Genomic DNA, 16,865 nt, shown 5'->3' with positions numbered 1-16,865 from the left:
TCCTCCTTATGGCATATCAGATTCGTTAAACATTTCTAATGAATCACTCTTTAAAAATGGCACCACCAAATAAATCCACTCATAAGGTAGGTAAGCTGATAAATAGCCGTGGTTATAGCCCTTTGCTTCATACAAAATTGTATTTGAATGTAGCTGATGAAATAATTTCGCTGATTCTTTCACACAGTTCAATTCTTTTTCACCATAGATATACAGAACCTGAGCCTTGCTAGCAGAAATCATATCTTTCAACCTGTAATGTCCCATATAGGTTTTGTAAATGGTCACCAATGTTTTGACAGGCGTCCTTGGCAGATCCTCCAAATAATAAGCTTTTATTTCCTCTGGATAAGCCAGTTTAGGATAGAGTTTATTCATCATGCTTAACTGAAGTTTGCAAGAGAATTTATTGAACATCAATTTACCAAATAGAGACACTAGAAAGATGCTGATTTTAGCTAACCTTGGTTGAGGAATACAGAGGCTTCCGTCTATAATGGCCTTCTCAGCAATTTCACTATCTAAAGATAAAAGCTCCATGGCAATTTGACCACCAAGTGAAACACCACCGATTGCAAACAATTTCCCACCACAGTTTGCTTTGATATAGTCTAGAATCTCCAAAGCCGAATCTTCAGTAGAAACATAATCAAGTTGATATTCCTCGCCGTGGCCATTCAAAGTGGGTAGAATAATACGGTATTTTTCTGACAAGATACGTGCTTGACGAAGATAATTCCACCAAGAACTGCCGCCACCGTGTATTAGTAAGATAGGAGGTAAATTCTTATCCCCAAATTCATGGAATTTCATGTTTAAACTCCTTACTGTAGGATTTTCACTAGCTACATCCTTGTTTAATCAGTTTGAATAAGCAGTGATACCGCCTCAACGTGTGTTAATATTCTTCTTTTATATTAATAAACAAAAGGCAATGAAAAATCATTTTAAAATGATACTGTGGAACGGAAAGATTTTCGCCAGTTCCAAAAGAAACGACATTCATCATTCCACTTGAAATTACAACAGAAAATTCTTTAAAATCGATTATCTAGATAGACCGATTATTACCTTCAATAATGGATATGCTGATCTAAATTTTAAAATGTTGTTTCCTTACTAATCCTATTACTCGCCAATATAGTATAAATAAAATAACCAATAAAAATGATAATAAAAATAACATTAATTTTTAACACAAAATAGAGATTTAACAAATTTGCAAACGCATGAAATAATATACAGTATCCCACAGATTTCGTTTGACGGTAAAGAAGCCCTAAAACAAAACTTAAAAATAATGTATATATAAAAAATAAAATAAAAGGAAATCCTTGATGACTTTCTCCAACTATAAACCATAAAGGCAGATGCCACATTCCCCAAATTGATCCTACCATCAAATTAGATTGCCAATAAGTATATTTTTTATCAAGTAATAGCTGTAATATTCCTCTCCATCCTAATTCTTCATGTCCACCACCAAAAAAAATTAGTTGTATAAAGAATAAAGGCATCAGATAAATTGATACTCCATTTAATTCTAAGGAAGATACAGAAAATAGTATCAAAATTGCTAACAAATGAATAATGAAATAAATACTACTGTTTTTTCTTTTATTAAATACAAAATGTTTAAATTTTATATTATTCCTTTTCAAATAAAAGCCACTTGCAATAGCTGGACCAAGTGCACCTACTATATGTAACATTCTCCCTATAAATGTTTCTAATCCCAAAATATGAGATTGAGTAAATATGGCAAGAAGCACCCAAGCTATATAAGTAATTCCAAATGTACAATAAAGATAATTTTTTAAATTTTTTTTGTCAATTTCTGTCATTTTATCTTCCTTATTGATTCATTCCAAGGTTTCTAGGATTTTACTAGCAAAGTAACACATTCTACGTGGTGCGTCTGCGGAAAAAGATCCACCGGCTGGACTTTCTTCAATTCATATCCCAATTCTTGGTAAAGTTTGATATCACGCGCCATGGTTGCGACATTACATGAGATATAGGCGATGCGGTCTGCTCCTGTTTGACTGCTTGCCTTGATAAAGCTTTCTGTGAGTCCTTTTCTTGGTGGGTCCACTAGGATAAGACTTGGTTGAATCCCATCCTTGAGCCAATTTTTCATAGCATTTTCAGCTGTGTCACAGACATAGTGGGCGTTTGAAATATTGTTCAGTTGAGCATTCTTCTTGCTATTCTCAACCGCTTCTGAAATCACTTCAACACCGTAGACTTCTTTGACATGCTTTGCAACGGATAATCCAATCGTTCCTATACCGGAATAGGCATCAATGACCACATTATCTTCTTTTAACTCCGCAAAGTCAATGGCTGTTTGATAAAGTTTTTCAGCCATTTCAGTATTGACTTGGTAAAAAGCGGGACCAGCGATTTGGTAGTCATTTCCCAACATTTGGTCGGTAATATAGTCTTGACCATAAAGAGTTTTCCACTCCTTGCCAAAAATCGCATTGGTGTTCTGGTCGTTGATATTTTGCATAACAGACACAATCTCTGGGAACTGCTTGATTAGTTGGTCAATTAATTGCTCCACTCGGAAAACTTTGGGACGAGTTGTTACCAAAATAACCATGATTTGTCCTGAGTAGTGGCCACGACGCACCACAAGGTTCCGAACCAAGCCAGCTTGTTCCTTTTCGTCATAAGGTTTCAAATCATAACGACGGAGCAAGTCACGTAGGGTTACCACTACCTCATCAATCACAGGATCTTGGATAAAGAAATCTTCAAGTGGCATGAGGTCATGGGAATTCTTACGGAAAAATCCTGTTTCCAAAACACCATTAACACGACGAACAGGCACCTGAGCCTTATTGCGGTACTTGACTGGATTTTCCATGCCAAGCGTTTCAGCAACCTCTACATCAGCAATCCCAGCAATCTTGTAGAGACTGTCCTTGACTTGCTTGGTTTTAAATTTGAGCTGTTCTGGGTAGGCAAGATGACCCAAATCCGCGATTCCTGAACGCAGGTAAGCCAAATCTAGATCTTGATTACGGTGTGGCGACTGGACAAGGTATTCTTCAACCTTCCCAAAACCAATCTTTTTATTGACCTTGAGAACTCGCATGAGGATTTTTTCACTTGGTAAAGCATTCTCGACAAAAAATACCAAACCATCCACCTTGGCCACCCCTGCACCTTCGTGGGTCAAATCAACAATTTCAACTTCTACAATATCATTTTTCTTTAACATTCTCTTCTCTTTCTATTGGCCGACAAAAAAGACGGCAACGTTACGGTTACCATCTATTATACCATGATTTTTCTTAAGAACCAAAACTCTTGAAGAAGTTGACTATGGCTTGCCAGAGGGAACTTAAGAAGTTACCCCCGTCCTCCAGCGCCTTATCCGCATCAAAGTTAAGGTTGATATTTTTAAAACTGTCGCCAGCTTGTGATACGATGCTTTGTTTAAGGTCATTTAGGGTTTTAGTGAAGTCTGTATTGCTGAGGATATCACTCTTTGAGAGATTCAAAGCAAAATTGATGATGATATTGATCTGGTTTCCTGTTATAACCTGATCCAGTTTGTAATTTTTCAAGGTATCTTCAACAATTTTACGGACATCTTCTTCCGTCAGATTTCCCTTACTTTCTTTAGCTTTGGCGAGTCCTGACTTAATATCTGCTAAAGCAACGTTTAATTTATTAGCATCATAGCCTGATTTGTCCTTGTTCTCAGCATTGATATCTGACAAAGCCTTTAGCTCCTCTTGAGCCAAGTCTTTATTGGCTTGCGGCACCTTGGCTCCATTAGCCTCTAGCGAATAGTAAATCCCTGCTAAAGCACTCTCACCTGTAACGGGAATGGGTGCTGCTACAATGATTTTGGCGTGTTCCACACCCAGAGTTACTGCTGCATTTCGGTACATATCCTGAGTCACCTTAGTGATATTTTCTGGTGTTTCAATCTTGACCTCAAGTGGAGACTTGTCACCTAGTTTTTGAATCTTAGCTGATGAATACAACTGTAAGCTAGAGTCATTTGCCACATTCATGATTTTAGAATAGACATCAGGTGTCATGGTCTTGAGTTCTTTGGTATCTGTTGAGGAATTGTAGCCTAATTTCTTAAGGGTTTGATTTTTTTGGTCTTCAGACAATGATGAACCTAGGACATATTCAGGTTGAACATAGGTTTCATCGATAACTTTTTGCACATCTGTTGCTGCATGGGCGCTACTCATAGCTGTTACTGCCCACAAGACCGCAGCACTGGTCAGAAAGAGTTTCTTTCTCATGGGGAATTTCCTCCTTTACCTCTCTAGAGTAATATATCTATCTTAAAGAAAACTTATAACAAAAACACCTGGACTAGCCAGATGTTGAAAAGAGAGTGAAACATTTGATGATGTAAAGGTTGAGTTGCACCTGTCTAGAATAGTAATAGTTTCCTCCATTTACGTAAAGTTCAGCACCGTGAAAAATAGAAATGGGGTGAATATAACTATAAGTCTTTCCAGTGGTATTGCCAAGCAAGGGAGCAACAGTATCACGGGAGTACTGTTTAGCCAGAGCTAGGGTATTTTCCTTACCATTTTGAGCGATATAATCAATATAGGCGGGACCAAAATTATAGGCTTGCACAGCCGTCCAGACATCAACATCCTTCTTCTGGGCCAGATAGAGATTGTCTGTCAGAGTTTGCACACCTTGTCGAATGCTAGAGGCATTATCATTGATGGTATTGGTGGAACCACTTGCAGACTCACTAGACTGCATGACATCGCCTTCTTTTCCTTTTGTTTCGGTATAAATCATAGCGAGCACAAGCTCTTCGTTTGCTGGGGTGTCTTTTTCACTCAAGATTTCTCGCACCATGGGTTGATAGGTCATGACTTGCTTGACATCTTGGTGAACGCGGTAAGCTTTATAGCCAGCAAAAAGGAAGACTGCTAGTACAAGCACTCTTCGAATTCGTTTAAACATTATTTACTTTGGATATCCTCGATATTTTTGATTAAGATAGAGTAGGTTCCATTGTCGTTTTGGATAAATTCAACAGACTCAGCGTCTTGATAAACATTATTGGGAACGATGAGCTCAATTCCATTTGACAAGGAGAGTTTTTGGTTTTCAAATTTTTTAAGCTGACGACTGGCATCAATTTCATCAAACTGAACTGGCTCTGGTACGGCTTCTTTGACTTGGTCAATAAAGCTTAAACGAGCCGTCAGATTGTTGTCAAAAAGATCATTGGCCAATTTTTCAGGTGACAATTCATTGCTTTCTTCTAGATTGTTAAAAATTGCAGATTTGACCTTGGATTGAAATTGAAAATCATCTGTGTTAAAAGATTCAGCAATTCTCTGGGCTGTTTTTTCCAGTTCCTTGATGGATTTCTTGGGTGAAATCTTAGGGGCGACAGCAAGAAGATTTTCTGAAAAATAGTTCAAGAAAGTCCCGTTGTACTTGATGCGTTTTTCAATCAGATGGTACTTGCGACTCTGAAGATTAACCACCAAGGCCTCATCAGCCCCCGTTCCAAATCCAGGCAGGTTATTCTGAGTTAGCTTGATTGGATTATCAACTTCTCCTCCGAGGTGAGTCAGGGTCTCACGCAGGGCAATTCTCAAGAAAGCGAAATGTTCCACGCCTTCTTTAGAAAATTGCACAAAAATCAAGTCATTGGTCTTGAGGTTTTCAGAAATGCTGAACTCTTCTTTCCAGAGATTAGCCAGTGTTACTGATGTCTCCAATAAATCGTCTGTGATGTGATTGAAGAAGGGATTTTCTTCTTCGAAAATCCCAGTCTTGGCTTCATCTGAATACACACGTTCGATTTTTTTGCGCAGGTATTCTTCGATTTTTGGAGTGATATTGAGAAACTTATCCGCTAGGAACAGCTCGGTATCATCCGGACTGAACTGATGGATAATGGCTTTCTTAATATAAATGTCCATAAAAATTTTAGTCCTCGTATAATGGGAAGGCATCTGTCAATGATTTGACTTCACTTCTCACTTCTTCTAAGACAGCTTCATTTTCTGCATTCTTAAGGGTTTTAATGATGAGTTCAGCAACTTTGCGACTTTCTTCTTCACCAAATCCACGTGCAGTAATAGCTGCAGATCCGATACGAATACCACTTGTCTTGAATGGTGACAAGGTTTCGTAAGGGATTGAGTTTTTATTTAGGGTAATATTGACTTCATCCAGCAAGTTTTGAGCAACTTTACCATTTTCTACAACTTTAGTTACATCCACTAGGAAAAGGTGGTTTTCAGTTCCTCCAGAAATAATACGGAAATTAGAATCTTGTAAGAAGACATTTGCCATAGCCTTGCTGTTTTTGATAACATTGGTAGCGTATTCTTTGAAGGCTGGATCCAAAACTTCTTTGAATGAAACTGCCTTAGCTGCAACAACATGCTCTAAAGGACCGCCTTGAATACCTGGGAAAATAGCTGAATTGATTTTCTTAGCTAGGTCTTCATCATTAGTCAAAATCAAACCACCACGTGGACCACGAAGGGTTTTGTGGGTCGTTGTTGTTGTGATGTGAGCGTATGGCACTGGACTTGGGTGAAGACCAGCTGCCACCAAACCAGCGATATGGGCCATATCGACCATAAGCTTAGCCCCAACAGCATCTGCGATTTCACGGAATTTTGAGAAGTCAATAATTTGAGAATAGGCTGAAGCACCTGCTACAATCAATTTGGGTTTCACTTCTTGAGCTTGTTTCAAGATAGCATCAAAATCCAAGAGCTCCGTTTCAGGGTCAACACTATAAGACACAAAGTTATAAGTTTGACCAGAGAAGCTAACTGGAGCTCCGTGGGTCAAGTGACCACCTGCTGCCAAATCCATCCCCATAACGGTATCACCTGGCTCAATCAAGGCCATGTAAGCCGCACAGTTGGCTTGGCTTCCTGAGTGAGGTTGGACATTAGCGAATTTAGCGCCGAAAATTTCTTTTGCACGTTCAATAGCTAGAGTCTCTACAACGTCTACCACATCAGTTCCACCATAATAACGACGGCCTGGGTAACCTTCGGCGTATTTATTCGTCAAGATAGACCCTTGAGCCGCCATAACAGCCTTGGAAACAACGTTTTCCGAAGCAATCAACTCGATGTTGTTTTGTTGGCGTTCTTCTTCTTTGGCAATAGCATTCCATAGATCAGCATCGTATGCTTTAAAATCATCTTTGTCAAAAATCATAGGTCTTCTCCTTTATTGTGTGACAGGTCCTTTAGTCTAAGAAAATAAACTAAAAGATGCGAATAAACCGTTTCTGCATTTTATCACAAGTATAACCAACTTTTTCATAAAATGCATGAGCTCCCAGACGATGATCGGCAGAGTTTAATCGGATAAACTCATAACCACGTCTTTTTGCTTCTTCCTCCACCCCTTGCAGTAAGCTTTTACCGATACCTCGCCCTTGTGCTTGAGGAGACACCGCTAACCCTAAGATATTAAAGCCTGCTTTGGAATAGAGGGATTCATAGACCTCAGCATGGACATATCCAAGTAGTACATGACTAGCCTCATCCTCATAACCAAGTAGGAAATGATGTGAATCCTGAGATAATCTAGCTAGTTGACTAGCTGTGTCCTCTAGATTAAAAGAATAGCCCAAAGCCTCTTGGTTAATCTCACATATAGCATTCACATCTGTTTCTTGTAAATCTCTTAGCATCTCATTCCTCCTCAAAAGAAATCTCTGGCAACTGTGCAAGAATGTCTTCTCGCTTAATCGTCCCCTGGCGTAAGATTTTCCCCTTGTCTCCAGACAAATCCAAAATAGTCGAATCCTGTCCAGTCAGAAAAGCATCGTCTTCAAGACCCAAAACCTCTTGATCAAAATCCTCTAGAATCTGATCAAAGGTTACGCCACTTGCCTGACCTGAGATATTGGCAGACGGTCCAATCAAGGGCCCCGTCTCTCTAATCAAATCTAGTGTAATGGGGTGACTGGGCATCCGAAATCCAACAGTCGCGAGACCAGAATTGACCCAATAGGGAACTCGGTCATTGGCTTCGAGAATAATGGTCAAGGGACCCGGTAAAAAGGTCTCTACAAGTTTTTGTAGATAAGTTGGCTGATTCTTTGAAAAGTGCAAGATGTCCTCTAGAGAGGCGATATTTAGATTAAGTGCCTTATCTCTAGGGCGACGTTTGAGTTGGTAAACATGGTCAACTGCTTTTTCATCTAGCGCCTTGGCAAAAAGACCATAAACCGTCTCTGTAGGTAGAACGACAGCTCCACCATTTTCTAACTCTTGTCTAATTCTGTCCATCATCAACCACGACCATCCTATCTTGACCAAATTGGTCCTTGAGTGTTCGTACTCGCTTTTCAGGAAGATATTTCCTAAAAAGTTCGGGAACACTTTGACCTTGCTTGTATCCAATTTCAAGGTAAATCTTACCACCATCTTTGAGATAGTATGTTGCATCTTCCGCAATTCTACGGTAAATAGCTAGGCCATCCTCGTCTGCAAAGAGAGCTAGATGAGGCTCCGAATTAAAAACATTCAAGCCAACCTCTGACTCATCTTCACGAGAGATATAGGGTGGATTGGATACAATTATATCATATTTTTCAGAAATTTCTGCAAAACAATCAGATTTTTTAAAAAATATATTAAGTTTTTGATTTTTAGCATTTTCGCTAGCTAAATCTAAAGCATCTTGGGAAATATCCGCTGCTGTTACTGACCAATCTTGTCTGTTTTTTGCTAAGGCAAGAGCAATAGCTCCACTACCTGTTCCGATATCCAGAACTGAAAGATTCGCCTCAGGATTTTCGGCAAGGATAAGTTCAACCAACTCTTCTGTTTCTGGACGAGGAATCAAAACCCGTTCATCAACTTTTAACGGCATTCCATAAAAATCTGCCTGTCCAATGATATACTGAGCTGGCTTGTGAGCTGCTAACTGTTGGAAAATTCCTTTAACAAAAACTTCTTCCTCTTCCATCACTTCCTGCTGAAGAGCAAAGACAAAATCCGTAAAAGATAGATTTTTCAGGCTTCGATAGACAAAAGAGAGGCTTTCTGCTTCCTCTCCTTGTCTTATCAACTCTTCTTCAAAATCTGAAAATAATTGAGCTAATTTCATTATTTGTTTAATTCTTCTAATTTTTGTGTTTGGTCATAGAGCACCAAGGCATCCACAACTTCATCCAATTTTCCAGACAAGATGGTATCTAGTTTTTGGAGAGTCAAGCCGATACGGTGATCTGTGACACGATTTTGTGGGAAGTTATAGGTACGGATACGTTCTGAACGGTCACCAGTACCAATTGTCGACTTACGCTCAGCGTCTTGTTCATCCTGAGCAATTTGTGCGAAGTGGTCAGCAACACGCGCACGAATAATCTTCATAGCCTTCTCACGGTTTTTCTGCTGGGTACGTTCTTCCTGCATCTCAACCTTGATATTGGTTGGTAAGTGAACGATACGAACGGCAGTCGCAACCTTATTGACGTTCTGTCCACCAGCACCAGATGCGTGGTAGATATCAACACGAAGGTCTTTTGGATCAATATCGTATTCTACTTCTTCCACTTCAGGCATGACAAGAACTGTCGCTGTCGAAGTATGTACGCGACCTTGGCTTTCTGTCACAGGAACACGTTGCACTCGGTGGGCACCTGATTCGTACTTAAGCTTAGAATATACAGATTGACCCGAAACCATAGCAACCACTTCTTTGAAACCACCGACACCATTCATAGAGGCTTCCATGACTTCAAAGCGCCATCCTTGGGCTTCCGCATACTTTTGGTACATGGTTAGCAAATCCCCAGCGAAAAGTGCTGCTTCGTCACCACCAGCTGCTCCACGGATTTCAAGGATGATGTTCTTATCATCGTTTGGATCCTTTGGAAGGAGCAAGATTTTTAGTTTTTCTTCGTATTCTTCTTTTTCAGCCTTGGCATCTTTGAGCTCTTGCTTGGCCATTTCTTCCAAGTCCGCATCTCCGCCTGATTCCTTAATCATCTCTTCGGCATCAACGATGTTTTGAAGGACTTGTTTGTACTCACGGTAGGCTGTTACCGTATCACGAGTTGAAGCCTCTTCTTTTGAAAGCTCCATAAAACGCTTGGTGTCTGAAACGACATCAGGGTCACTCAGCAATTCTCCTAATTCTTCATAACGGTCTTCTACAGCTTGTAGTTGATCATAGATATTCATTTTTTCTCCTTATTTCTCAATTGTTAGATCATAGATTGCTACTACTTCGTTCTCGGATATTTCCCCAGTTTCTTTGAATCCATAACTGAGGTAACAAAATCTTGCATGTTCATTTTCTGGCTCATAAGACAACCAAAGTTTATTGCCTAAACCTGCTTGCGCTGTCCGAACATAGTCTAGCACTTTATCCATAATTGGTTTAAAATATCCTTGATTTTGAAAATTCTTATCAATCATAAAACGAAATAGTAAATAATTCCCACTACTAATTCCGATCTTTTTATCATAAGCTATCATCACAAAACCTATAATTGCATCATTATCATAAACTGCCAATGGAGCTACAAAATCTCCATTTTTAGTGTAGACATATGCTTCAGCTAAACTAATCGCGTTGGTTGCAATGAATTGTTTTTGATATTCCTTGACATCCAAATTCAAAACATCAAAATAATTTCCCATTGTAACATCTCTTAGTTCAATTGTCATAGTTTTGCTCCTTATTAGATGATATCATTGGTGCAAAATAATGTTTACGGCAAACCGAGATATAGGTTTCATTGCCACCAATCTGGATCTGCTCACCATCATAAACGGGTAGACCATCCTGTGTACGCAACACCATAATCGCCTTTTTCTTGCAATACTGACAAATGGTCTTGATTTCGTCAATCTTGTCTGCTAAAAGCAAGAGATATTTGGAACCTTCGAACAGTTCGTTACGAAAGTCATTTTTCAAACCAAAAGCCATGACCGGTATGTCTAACTCGTCCACAACACGAGCTAGGTCGTAAACATGGTGACGCTTGAGAAACTGGGCTTCATCGACCAAAACACAGTAAGGCTTTTCTGGTAAGTCTCGGATATAGCCAAAGATATCTGTCGTTTCCTCAATCGCAAGGGCAGGGCGTTTCATGCCAATTCGACTCGACACATAGCCAACACCGTCACGCGTATCCAGAGCCGAGGTCATAATGACAACACCTTTTCCTTGCTCCTCATAGTTATAGGCCACCTTGAGAATCTCAATGGTCTTACCAGAGTTCATAGTCCCATAACGATAATACAACTGTGCCATGTTTCTTGCTTCACGTCCATTTCTAAATTTTTGCTACATTCTAGTATATCATAATTTTCTTAAGCTTTAAACGGCAAAATGTGGTAAAATAGAAGAAATCAAAACTAGTGGAGGAAGCCATTATGCCATTTGTACGCATCGATTTATTTGAAGGACGCACGCTCGAGCAAAAGAAAGCTCTTGCTAAGGAAGTAACGGAAGCGGTTGTCCGCAACACTGGAGCACCTCAATCTGCTGTCCATGTCATCATCAATGACATGCCAGAAGGAACTTACTTCCCACAAGGAGAAATGCGCACCAAATAAGCTAGCTTAAGCAGAAATGCTTAGGCTTTTTCAATCTCCAAGTAGCATCCATTGAAGAAATAGTCTAAATTTGTTACAATTTGAAAAGAAACTTGGAGTATTCCAAGAAAAGAGCTATTAAAGGAAACATTATGATTACACGTGAATTTGATACCATCGCTGCTATCTCTACTCCACTAGGTGAAGGGGCTATTGGTATTGTCCGCTTGAGCGGAACAGAAAGTTTTGCTATTGCACAGAAAATTTTTAAAGGAAAAGACCTGAACAAGGTTGCTAGCCACACTCTTAACTACGGTCACATCGTTGACCCTCAAACTGGTAAGGTCATGGACGAGGTTATGATTGGGGCTATGAAGTCTCCAAAAACCTTCACTCGTGAGGATATTATCGAGATTAACACCCACGGTGGGATTGCGGTGACCAATGAAATTCTCCAGCTAGCTATTCGTGAAGGAGCTCGGTTGGCAGAACCTGGTGAATTTACTAAACGGGCCTTTCTAAACGGACGTGTGGACTTGACACAGGCTGAGGCGGTAATGGATATCATCCGTGCCAAGACTGATAAGGCTATGAACATTGCTGTCAAACAACTAGATGGCTCCCTTTCTGACCTGATTAACAATACCCGTCAAGAAATCCTCAATACACTTGCCCAAGTTGAGGTCAATATCGACTATCCTGAGTATGATGATGTTGAGGAAGCTACTACTGCTGTTGTCCGTGAAAAGACTATGGAGTTTGAGCAATTGCTAACTAATCTCCTTAGGACAGCCCGTCGCGGCAAAATCCTCCGTGAAGGAATTTCCACTGCTATCATCGGCCGTCCCAACGTTGGAAAATCTAGCCTGCTCAACAACCTCTTGCGTGAAGATAAGGCTATCGTAACCGACATCGCAGGTACCACCCGTGATGTCATCGAAGAATACGTCAACATCAATGGGGTACCTCTCAAATTGATTGATACAGCCGGTATTCGTGAAACAGATGACATTGTAGAACAAATCGGTGTTGAGCGTTCGAAAAAAGCCCTCAAAGAAGCTGACTTGGTACTACTAGTATTAAATGCCAGTGAACCACTGACCGCCCAAGATCGTCAACTCTTAGAAATCAGCCAAGATACTAATCGCATTATTCTACTTAATAAAACTGACCTGCCTGAAGCGATTGAAACTTCAGAACTTCCAGAAGATGTCATCCGCATTTCAGTTCTTAAAAATCAAAACATCGATAAGATCGAAGAGCGCATCAACAATCTCTTCTTTGAAAATGCTGGTTTGGTTGAACAAGATGCTACTTATCTATCCAATGCTCGTCACATTTCCCTAATTGAAAAGGCAGTTGAAAGCCTACAAGCTGTTAACCAAGGTCTTGAACTGGGGATGCCAGTTGATTTGCTTCAAGTTGATTTGACTCGTACTTGGGAAATTCTCGGTGAAATCACAGGAGATGCTACTCCAGATGAACTCATCACCCAACTCTTTAGCCAATTCTGTTTAGGAAAATAAGAAAAATCCATGATCATTCGGTCATGGATTTTATTGTCTTATTAGTAATCTGGTCTTAAAACACCTGTTACAGTTGCCTTAGTTGCTTCGTAGTCGCCATCTACGACAACCTTGATAATGCGTTTTGCATCTTCTTCTGGTGCTGGAACAAGAGGTAGACGAGTTGGTCCAGCTTCAAATCCCATATAGTTCAGAACTGCCTTAACAGGAGCAGGACTTGGATAAGAGAAGAGGGCATTGACTTTAGGAATGAATTTACGCTGAATAGCCGCTGCTTTCTTCATATCACTTTCCGAAATGGCAGTGAACATCTCATGCATCTCATCCCCATTTGTATGGGATGCAACAGAAATAACCCCGTCCGCACCAAGGTTCATGGCATGGAAAGCATCTCCATCCTCACCAGTATAGACCAAGAACTCTTCTGGCTTGTGCTCGATCAAGTAAGCCATATTGGCCAAGCTAGTACATTCTTTGACTCCAATGATATTTGGATGGTCAGCCAAGCGAAGCATGGTTTCTGGAGTCAATTCGACAACCACACGTCCTGGAATGTTATAGATAATAATCGGTAGGTCCGAAGCATCTGCAATTGCTTTAAAGTGCTGGTACATTCCTTCTTGAGAAGGTTTGTTGTAGTAAGGTACGATAGCAAGTCCAGCTGCAAAACCACCAAACTCTGCTACTTCTTTTACAAACTCGATTGAATCACGAGTATCATTGGTACCGATACCAGCAATAAGCGGTACCCGACCATTAACAACTTTTTGTACAGCAGTAAAAATCTCCAACTCTTCATCGTGAGTCAAGGTAGGACTTTCAGCTGTCGTACCAGCAAGAAGAATTCCATCCGTGTGATGAGCCAGCAAATGCTCAATCAAGGCTGGAATAGCATCAAAATTGATAGAACCATCATCATGAAAAGGAGTAATGAATGCTGTGATGATTTTACACTCTTTTAAATCTTGATAAGACATGAGAAACACCTCTCTATTTCAAAGAAGGAGTTCATCTGAACTCCTAAACGATATTACTATTTTAATTCAAATTTCAATTCGGCCGTTGGACGAACCAATCCACGTTCATGAAGAGTTTCTGCAATCTGAACTGAGTTCCAAGCAGCACCTTTGAGAAGGTTATCTGAAACAACCCACATGTGAATTCCTTTTTCTGCATCCAAGTCTTTACGGATACGACCAACAAAGGTATCACGTGAACCAACTGCATTGATGGCTTGCGGATAGATTTGATGAGCTACATCATCTTCAAGAACAGCACCTGGGAAGACTGCGATAGCTGCTTTGACTTCTTCAATTGGAGCCACTTCTTTTGTTTCGATATAAACTGACTCAGAGTGAGCTGACAAGACTGGAATACGCACACATGTTGCAGATACTGCAATGCTATCATCTTCCATGATTTTCTTAGTTTCCTTAGTCATCTTCATCTCTTCGTAAGTATAATCATTGTCTGTGAAGACATCAATTTGTGGAAGAGCGTTAAAGGCGATAGGATAATGTTTCTTGTCACCACCTGAAGGCAAAATTTCTGCGTGTAAATCACGTGGTTTCACTCCATCATTCAAGACTTCACGAAGTTCACGTTGTGTCTCAAGAATCGCTCCCATACCAGCACCTGAAACTGCTTGGTAAGTTGAAACGATGATACGGTCCAAGCCCCATTTTTGGCGAACTGGCTCAAGAGCCACCATCATTTGGATTGTTGAACAGTTAGGGCAAGCAATAATCCCGTTGTGGGCATCAAGTGCGTGAGCATTGACCTCTGGAACAACCAAAGGAACGTCTGGATTTTGACGGAAGTAAGATGTATTATCAACTACTACCGCTCCAGCTTTAACTGCATATGGTGCATACTTAGCTGATGTAGAACCACCTGCTGAAAAGAGAGCAATATCAACTCCTTCAAAAGCAGTTTCAGTCGTTTCTTCAATCGTAATATCTTGGTCTTTAAATTTCAAAGTCTTGCCCGCTGAACGTGCAGAAGCAAGTAAACGAATTTTATCGATTGGAAGTGTTGATTCTTCCAACATTTTTATCATCTGAGCACCGACAGCACCTGTCGCGCCGACTACAGCAACTGTATATCCCATAAGTAACCTCTTTCGGAATTTTCTAAAAATTTCTATAATAGATGTATTATACTACTTTTTCCATGAATTGCAAAGCTTTTTCATCATTTTTTGGAAAATAAAAATCCCCAGTCGCTAGACTAGGGACTAAGAGGCATCTTCATGTGATGAGCAGGTTCACACAACTCATCAAGGTCCGCTCCTGCGTTATGACCTCCTTATGCTCAATAGTAGCCCGAAGACTACCTATCGACTCATCGCGTCTATTATATTACTAGAAATAAGTGGTTTTGTCAATAAGAAATTTTTGCAGGATGACTTTTATTATACAAAAGCCAGAATTTTTTCTCGCGGGCATAAGAAAAAACTCTTGTGTTCAAGAGTCTCCCTGTAAATATTATGCTAATTGCCGGGATTGAACCGGCGACCTCATCCTTACCATGGATGCGCTCTGCCAACTGAGCTAAATCAGCTTACTTAAAAAGTATACTACAGTTAGAAAATCTTGTCAAGTTTCCTAAGAAATTTTCCATAAGAAAAAGCCAGGCAAAGGCTACCTAGCTTATCCTGTTCTATTTGCTTAAATCGATTCGACGACCAATTTTACCAATGATAATCGCTCCAATAATCAATGAAGCAAATTCACCAACTCCTGTTGTAAACCAAGTGAGGAAAAATGGTAATTGAGCTACAATATTCAACTCTGCAGCGATAGTAAACATGGAAATTGAAAAGAGGATTGAAAAGAAGAAATGATCTTTTCGAATCAATCCGTTAAAAAGGTAATCTTTGCTGTATTTTGCAAAAAGCCAAACACCTAGACTGAGGAATACCAGGGTTGAGCCACCACCAACAAAGACATCTAGCAGTCCGAAGCTAAAGAAATTAGCAATCATACAACCTATAGTAACTCCGATGATGTACTTAGGATTGTAAAAAGCCATAAAGTTCATCATTTCTGAAATACGGAACTGATAAGCACCGTAGCTAATGGCATTTAGGGGTGGTGTGACAGTTAAAACGACATAGATAGCTGCAACGATTGCAATATCTGCTACATCACGAACAGTTAATTTTTTCATCTTTTCTCCTTTGGCGGGTTGTCCACGTAAAATATGCTTGGTGAAAGAAGCTAAGCACCAAGGGTTGATTCATTCAACCTTACTAGTATAGCACAATAGCCTGCTTTATGCTATACTAAAAGCATGAAAAAACGCATTCAAAGTCTATTCATGAATGAGCTCTTAGCCTATCTTTTTTTTGGAATAGCAACTACTCTTGTTTCCATCTTATCCCGATTAGTCATTTATCAACTAAGTCATCAGGAGCTCCTTGCTACGACCTTGGCAAATATAATCGGTATCCTCTTTGCCTTTATCACAAATGATACAATCGTGTTTAAGCAAACAAGGAAGAATCGACTTATCCGTTTATTGAAATTTTCTCTTGCTCGCCTTTCTACTTTTCTGTTAGATTTGCTCTTTACTTTTCTGTTTGTGACTCAATTCCCTCATATCATAGGGCAATTTGTAAATGAAAATCTTGATAAGATAAATGCAATTGAAACAGTTCTTGCACAATTTTTTATAATTATTCTTAATTACATTTTTAGTAAGGTATTTATTTTTAAAAAATAAGAAAAAATTTAAGCATATAGCTTGCAAGCATTTCTTAATTAATATATAATAAAGAGTAAAA

At 39.7% G+C, this 16,865-nt stretch carries 19 protein-coding genes, 1 tRNA gene and 1 riboswitch; of the genes, 3 read left to right on the top strand and 17 right to left on the bottom strand.

The annotated features are described in order from the left end of the window. Positions 1-6 precede the first annotated feature (6 nt). The 13 genes from HT717_RS01320 to HT717_RS01260 form a co-directional block, all read right to left on the bottom strand. Entirely contained in the window at positions 7-813 is an 807-nt protein-coding gene (locus HT717_RS01320; RefSeq protein WP_173267913.1) for an alpha/beta hydrolase, read from the bottom strand. Positions 814-1,100: 287 nt separating this feature from the next. Next, positions 1,101-1,844, bottom strand: coding sequence for a CPBP family intramembrane glutamic endopeptidase (locus HT717_RS01315; protein ID WP_140832762.1), 744 nt, complete (start codon positions 1,842-1,844; stop codon positions 1,101-1,103). Positions 1,845-1,876: 32 nt separating this feature from the next. Continuing rightward, entirely contained in the window at positions 1,877-3,232 is a 1,356-nt protein-coding gene (rlmD, locus tag HT717_RS01310; protein WP_173304183.1) for a 23S rRNA (uracil(1939)-C(5))-methyltransferase RlmD, read from the bottom strand. A 73-nt stretch (positions 3,233-3,305) separates the two neighbouring features. Then, complete coding sequence (locus HT717_RS01305) at positions 3,306-4,280, bottom strand: DUF1002 domain-containing protein (RefSeq protein WP_049539140.1); 975 nt, start codon at positions 4,278-4,280, stop codon at positions 3,306-3,308. A gap of 73 nt (positions 4,281-4,353) precedes the next feature. Then, positions 4,354-4,968, bottom strand: coding sequence for a cell wall hydrolase Pmp23 (gene pmp23, locus HT717_RS01300; RefSeq protein ID WP_049539138.1), 615 nt, complete (start codon positions 4,966-4,968; stop codon positions 4,354-4,356). After that, positions 4,968-5,942 carry a nucleoid-associated protein gene (locus HT717_RS01295; RefSeq protein WP_049522102.1) on the bottom strand — a complete coding sequence of 325 codons (975 nt, stop codon included), beginning with the start codon at positions 5,940-5,942 and terminating at the stop codon, positions 4,968-4,970. The genes pmp23 and HT717_RS01295 overlap by 1 nt, the downstream gene beginning before the upstream one ends. Before the next feature lie 7 nt (positions 5,943-5,949). Next, positions 5,950-7,206, bottom strand: coding sequence for a serine hydroxymethyltransferase (gene glyA, locus HT717_RS01290; protein ID WP_049539135.1), 1,257 nt, complete (start codon positions 7,204-7,206; stop codon positions 5,950-5,952). 49 nt (positions 7,207-7,255) lie between these two features. Then, on the bottom strand, positions 7,256-7,687 hold the full coding sequence (locus tag HT717_RS01285; RefSeq protein WP_049539133.1) for a GNAT family N-acetyltransferase: 432 nt from the start codon (positions 7,685-7,687) through the stop codon (positions 7,256-7,258). Between the two features lies 1 nt (position 7,688). Beyond that, on the bottom strand, positions 7,689-8,291 hold the full coding sequence (locus HT717_RS01280) for an L-threonylcarbamoyladenylate synthase (RefSeq protein WP_049539132.1): 603 nt from the start codon (positions 8,289-8,291) through the stop codon (positions 7,689-7,691). Continuing rightward, on the bottom strand, positions 8,275-9,111 hold the full coding sequence (gene prmC, locus HT717_RS01275) for a peptide chain release factor N(5)-glutamine methyltransferase (RefSeq protein WP_049539130.1): 837 nt from the start codon (positions 9,109-9,111) through the stop codon (positions 8,275-8,277). Before prmC ends, HT717_RS01280 begins: the two co-directional genes overlap by 17 nt. Beyond that, positions 9,111-10,190: a peptide chain release factor 1 gene (gene prfA, locus HT717_RS01270; RefSeq protein ID WP_001028815.1), complete on the bottom strand. Its 1,080-nt coding sequence runs from the start codon at positions 10,188-10,190 to the stop codon at positions 9,111-9,113. Before prfA ends, prmC begins: the two co-directional genes overlap by 1 nt. Positions 10,191-10,199: 9 nt before the next feature. Beyond that, positions 10,200-10,679 carry a GNAT family N-acetyltransferase gene (locus tag HT717_RS01265; RefSeq protein WP_049539129.1) on the bottom strand — a complete coding sequence of 160 codons (480 nt, stop codon included), beginning with the start codon at positions 10,677-10,679 and terminating at the stop codon, positions 10,200-10,202. Further along, on the bottom strand, positions 10,669-11,268 hold the full coding sequence (locus HT717_RS01260; protein ID WP_049539127.1) for a thymidine kinase: 600 nt from the start codon (positions 11,266-11,268) through the stop codon (positions 10,669-10,671). Before HT717_RS01260 ends, HT717_RS01265 begins: the two co-directional genes overlap by 11 nt. Before the next feature lie 122 nt (positions 11,269-11,390). Between HT717_RS01260 and HT717_RS01255 the strand changes: the two genes are divergently transcribed. Further along, positions 11,391-11,573 (top strand): 4-oxalocrotonate tautomerase, encoded by a 183-nt coding sequence (locus HT717_RS01255; protein ID WP_001117401.1) that lies wholly within the window; start codon positions 11,391-11,393, stop codon positions 11,571-11,573. A 131-nt stretch (positions 11,574-11,704) separates the two neighbouring features. Further along, complete coding sequence (mnmE, locus tag HT717_RS01250) at positions 11,705-13,078, top strand: tRNA uridine-5-carboxymethylaminomethyl(34) synthesis GTPase MnmE (protein WP_049539125.1); 1,374 nt, start codon at positions 11,705-11,707, stop codon at positions 13,076-13,078. A gap of 41 nt (positions 13,079-13,119) precedes the next feature. Here the strand turns inward: mnmE and dapA are convergent, their stop codons facing one another. From dapA to HT717_RS01230, 4 genes are all read right to left on the bottom strand, one after another. Next, entirely contained in the window at positions 13,120-14,055 is a 936-nt protein-coding gene (dapA, locus tag HT717_RS01245; protein ID WP_049539123.1) for a 4-hydroxy-tetrahydrodipicolinate synthase, read from the bottom strand. 56 nt (positions 14,056-14,111) lie between these two features. Next, on the bottom strand, positions 14,112-15,188 hold the full coding sequence (locus HT717_RS01240; protein ID WP_049522094.1) for an aspartate-semialdehyde dehydrogenase: 1,077 nt from the start codon (positions 15,186-15,188) through the stop codon (positions 14,112-14,114). 379 nt (positions 15,189-15,567) lie between these two features. Then, positions 15,568-15,640: transfer RNA gene (locus tag HT717_RS01235), tRNA-Thr, on the bottom strand. Positions 15,641-15,739: 99 nt separating this feature from the next. Beyond that, a complete protein-coding gene (locus HT717_RS01230) occupies positions 15,740-16,249 on the bottom strand; it encodes a QueT transporter family protein (protein WP_000737313.1) in 510 nt (169 codons plus the stop codon). After that, positions 16,247-16,344: riboswitch (PreQ1 riboswitch) on the bottom strand. (Overlaps the previous gene by 3 nt.) 28 nt (positions 16,345-16,372) lie before the next feature. Here HT717_RS01230 and HT717_RS01225 point away from each other — a divergent pair. Then, complete coding sequence (locus HT717_RS01225) at positions 16,373-16,804, top strand: GtrA family protein (protein WP_049539121.1); 432 nt, start codon at positions 16,373-16,375, stop codon at positions 16,802-16,804. Positions 16,805-16,865 lie beyond the last annotated feature (61 nt).

This window comes from Streptococcus sp. 959 (genome assembly GCF_013277075.1).
Classification (GTDB): domain Bacteria; phylum Bacillota; class Bacilli; order Lactobacillales; family Streptococcaceae; genus Streptococcus; species Streptococcus pseudopneumoniae_C.
The sequence above is the reverse complement of the archived record's forward strand: the minus strand, read 5'-3'. Positions and strand labels throughout refer to the sequence as shown.

Coding starts and splice junctions, on each gene's coding strand:
- HT717_RS01320 (WP_173267913.1), bottom strand. CDS start 813: ATGAAATTCCATGAATTTGGGGATAAGAATTTACCTCCTATCTTACTA.
- HT717_RS01315 (WP_140832762.1), bottom strand. CDS start 1,844: ATGACAGAAATTGACAAAAAAAATTTAAAAAATTATCTTTATTGTACA.
- rlmD (WP_173304183.1), bottom strand. CDS start 3,232: ATGTTAAAGAAAAATGATATTGTAGAAGTTGAAATTGTTGATTTGACC.
- HT717_RS01305 (WP_049539140.1), bottom strand. CDS start 4,280: ATGAGAAAGAAACTCTTTCTGACCAGTGCTGCGGTCTTGTGGGCAGTA.
- pmp23 (WP_049539138.1), bottom strand. CDS start 4,968: ATGTTTAAACGAATTCGAAGAGTGCTTGTACTAGCAGTCTTCCTTTTT.
- HT717_RS01295 (WP_049522102.1), bottom strand. CDS start 5,942: ATGGACATTTATATTAAGAAAGCCATTATCCATCAGTTCAGTCCGGAT.
- glyA (WP_049539135.1), bottom strand. CDS start 7,206: ATGATTTTTGACAAAGATGATTTTAAAGCATACGATGCTGATCTATGG.
- HT717_RS01285 (WP_049539133.1), bottom strand. CDS start 7,687: ATGCTAAGAGATTTACAAGAAACAGATGTGAATGCTATATGTGAGATT.
- HT717_RS01280 (WP_049539132.1), bottom strand. CDS start 8,291: ATGATGGACAGAATTAGACAAGAGTTAGAAAATGGTGGAGCTGTCGTT.
- prmC (WP_049539130.1), bottom strand. CDS start 9,111: ATGAAATTAGCTCAATTATTTTCAGATTTTGAAGAAGAGTTGATAAGA.
- prfA (WP_001028815.1), bottom strand. CDS start 10,190: ATGAATATCTATGATCAACTACAAGCTGTAGAAGACCGTTATGAAGAA.
- HT717_RS01265 (WP_049539129.1), bottom strand. CDS start 10,679: ATGACAATTGAACTAAGAGATGTTACAATGGGAAATTATTTTGATGTT.
- HT717_RS01260 (WP_049539127.1), bottom strand. CDS start 11,268: ATGGCACAGTTGTATTATCGTTATGGGACTATGAACTCTGGTAAGACC.
- HT717_RS01255 (WP_001117401.1), top strand. CDS start 11,391: ATGCCATTTGTACGCATCGATTTATTTGAAGGACGCACGCTCGAGCAA.
- mnmE (WP_049539125.1), top strand. CDS start 11,705: ATGATTACACGTGAATTTGATACCATCGCTGCTATCTCTACTCCACTA.
- dapA (WP_049539123.1), bottom strand. CDS start 14,055: ATGTCTTATCAAGATTTAAAAGAGTGTAAAATCATCACAGCATTCATT.
- HT717_RS01240 (WP_049522094.1), bottom strand. CDS start 15,188: ATGGGATATACAGTTGCTGTAGTCGGCGCGACAGGTGCTGTCGGTGCT.
- HT717_RS01230 (WP_000737313.1), bottom strand. CDS start 16,249: ATGAAAAAATTAACTGTTCGTGATGTAGCAGATATTGCAATCGTTGCA.
- HT717_RS01225 (WP_049539121.1), top strand. CDS start 16,373: ATGAAAAAACGCATTCAAAGTCTATTCATGAATGAGCTCTTAGCCTAT.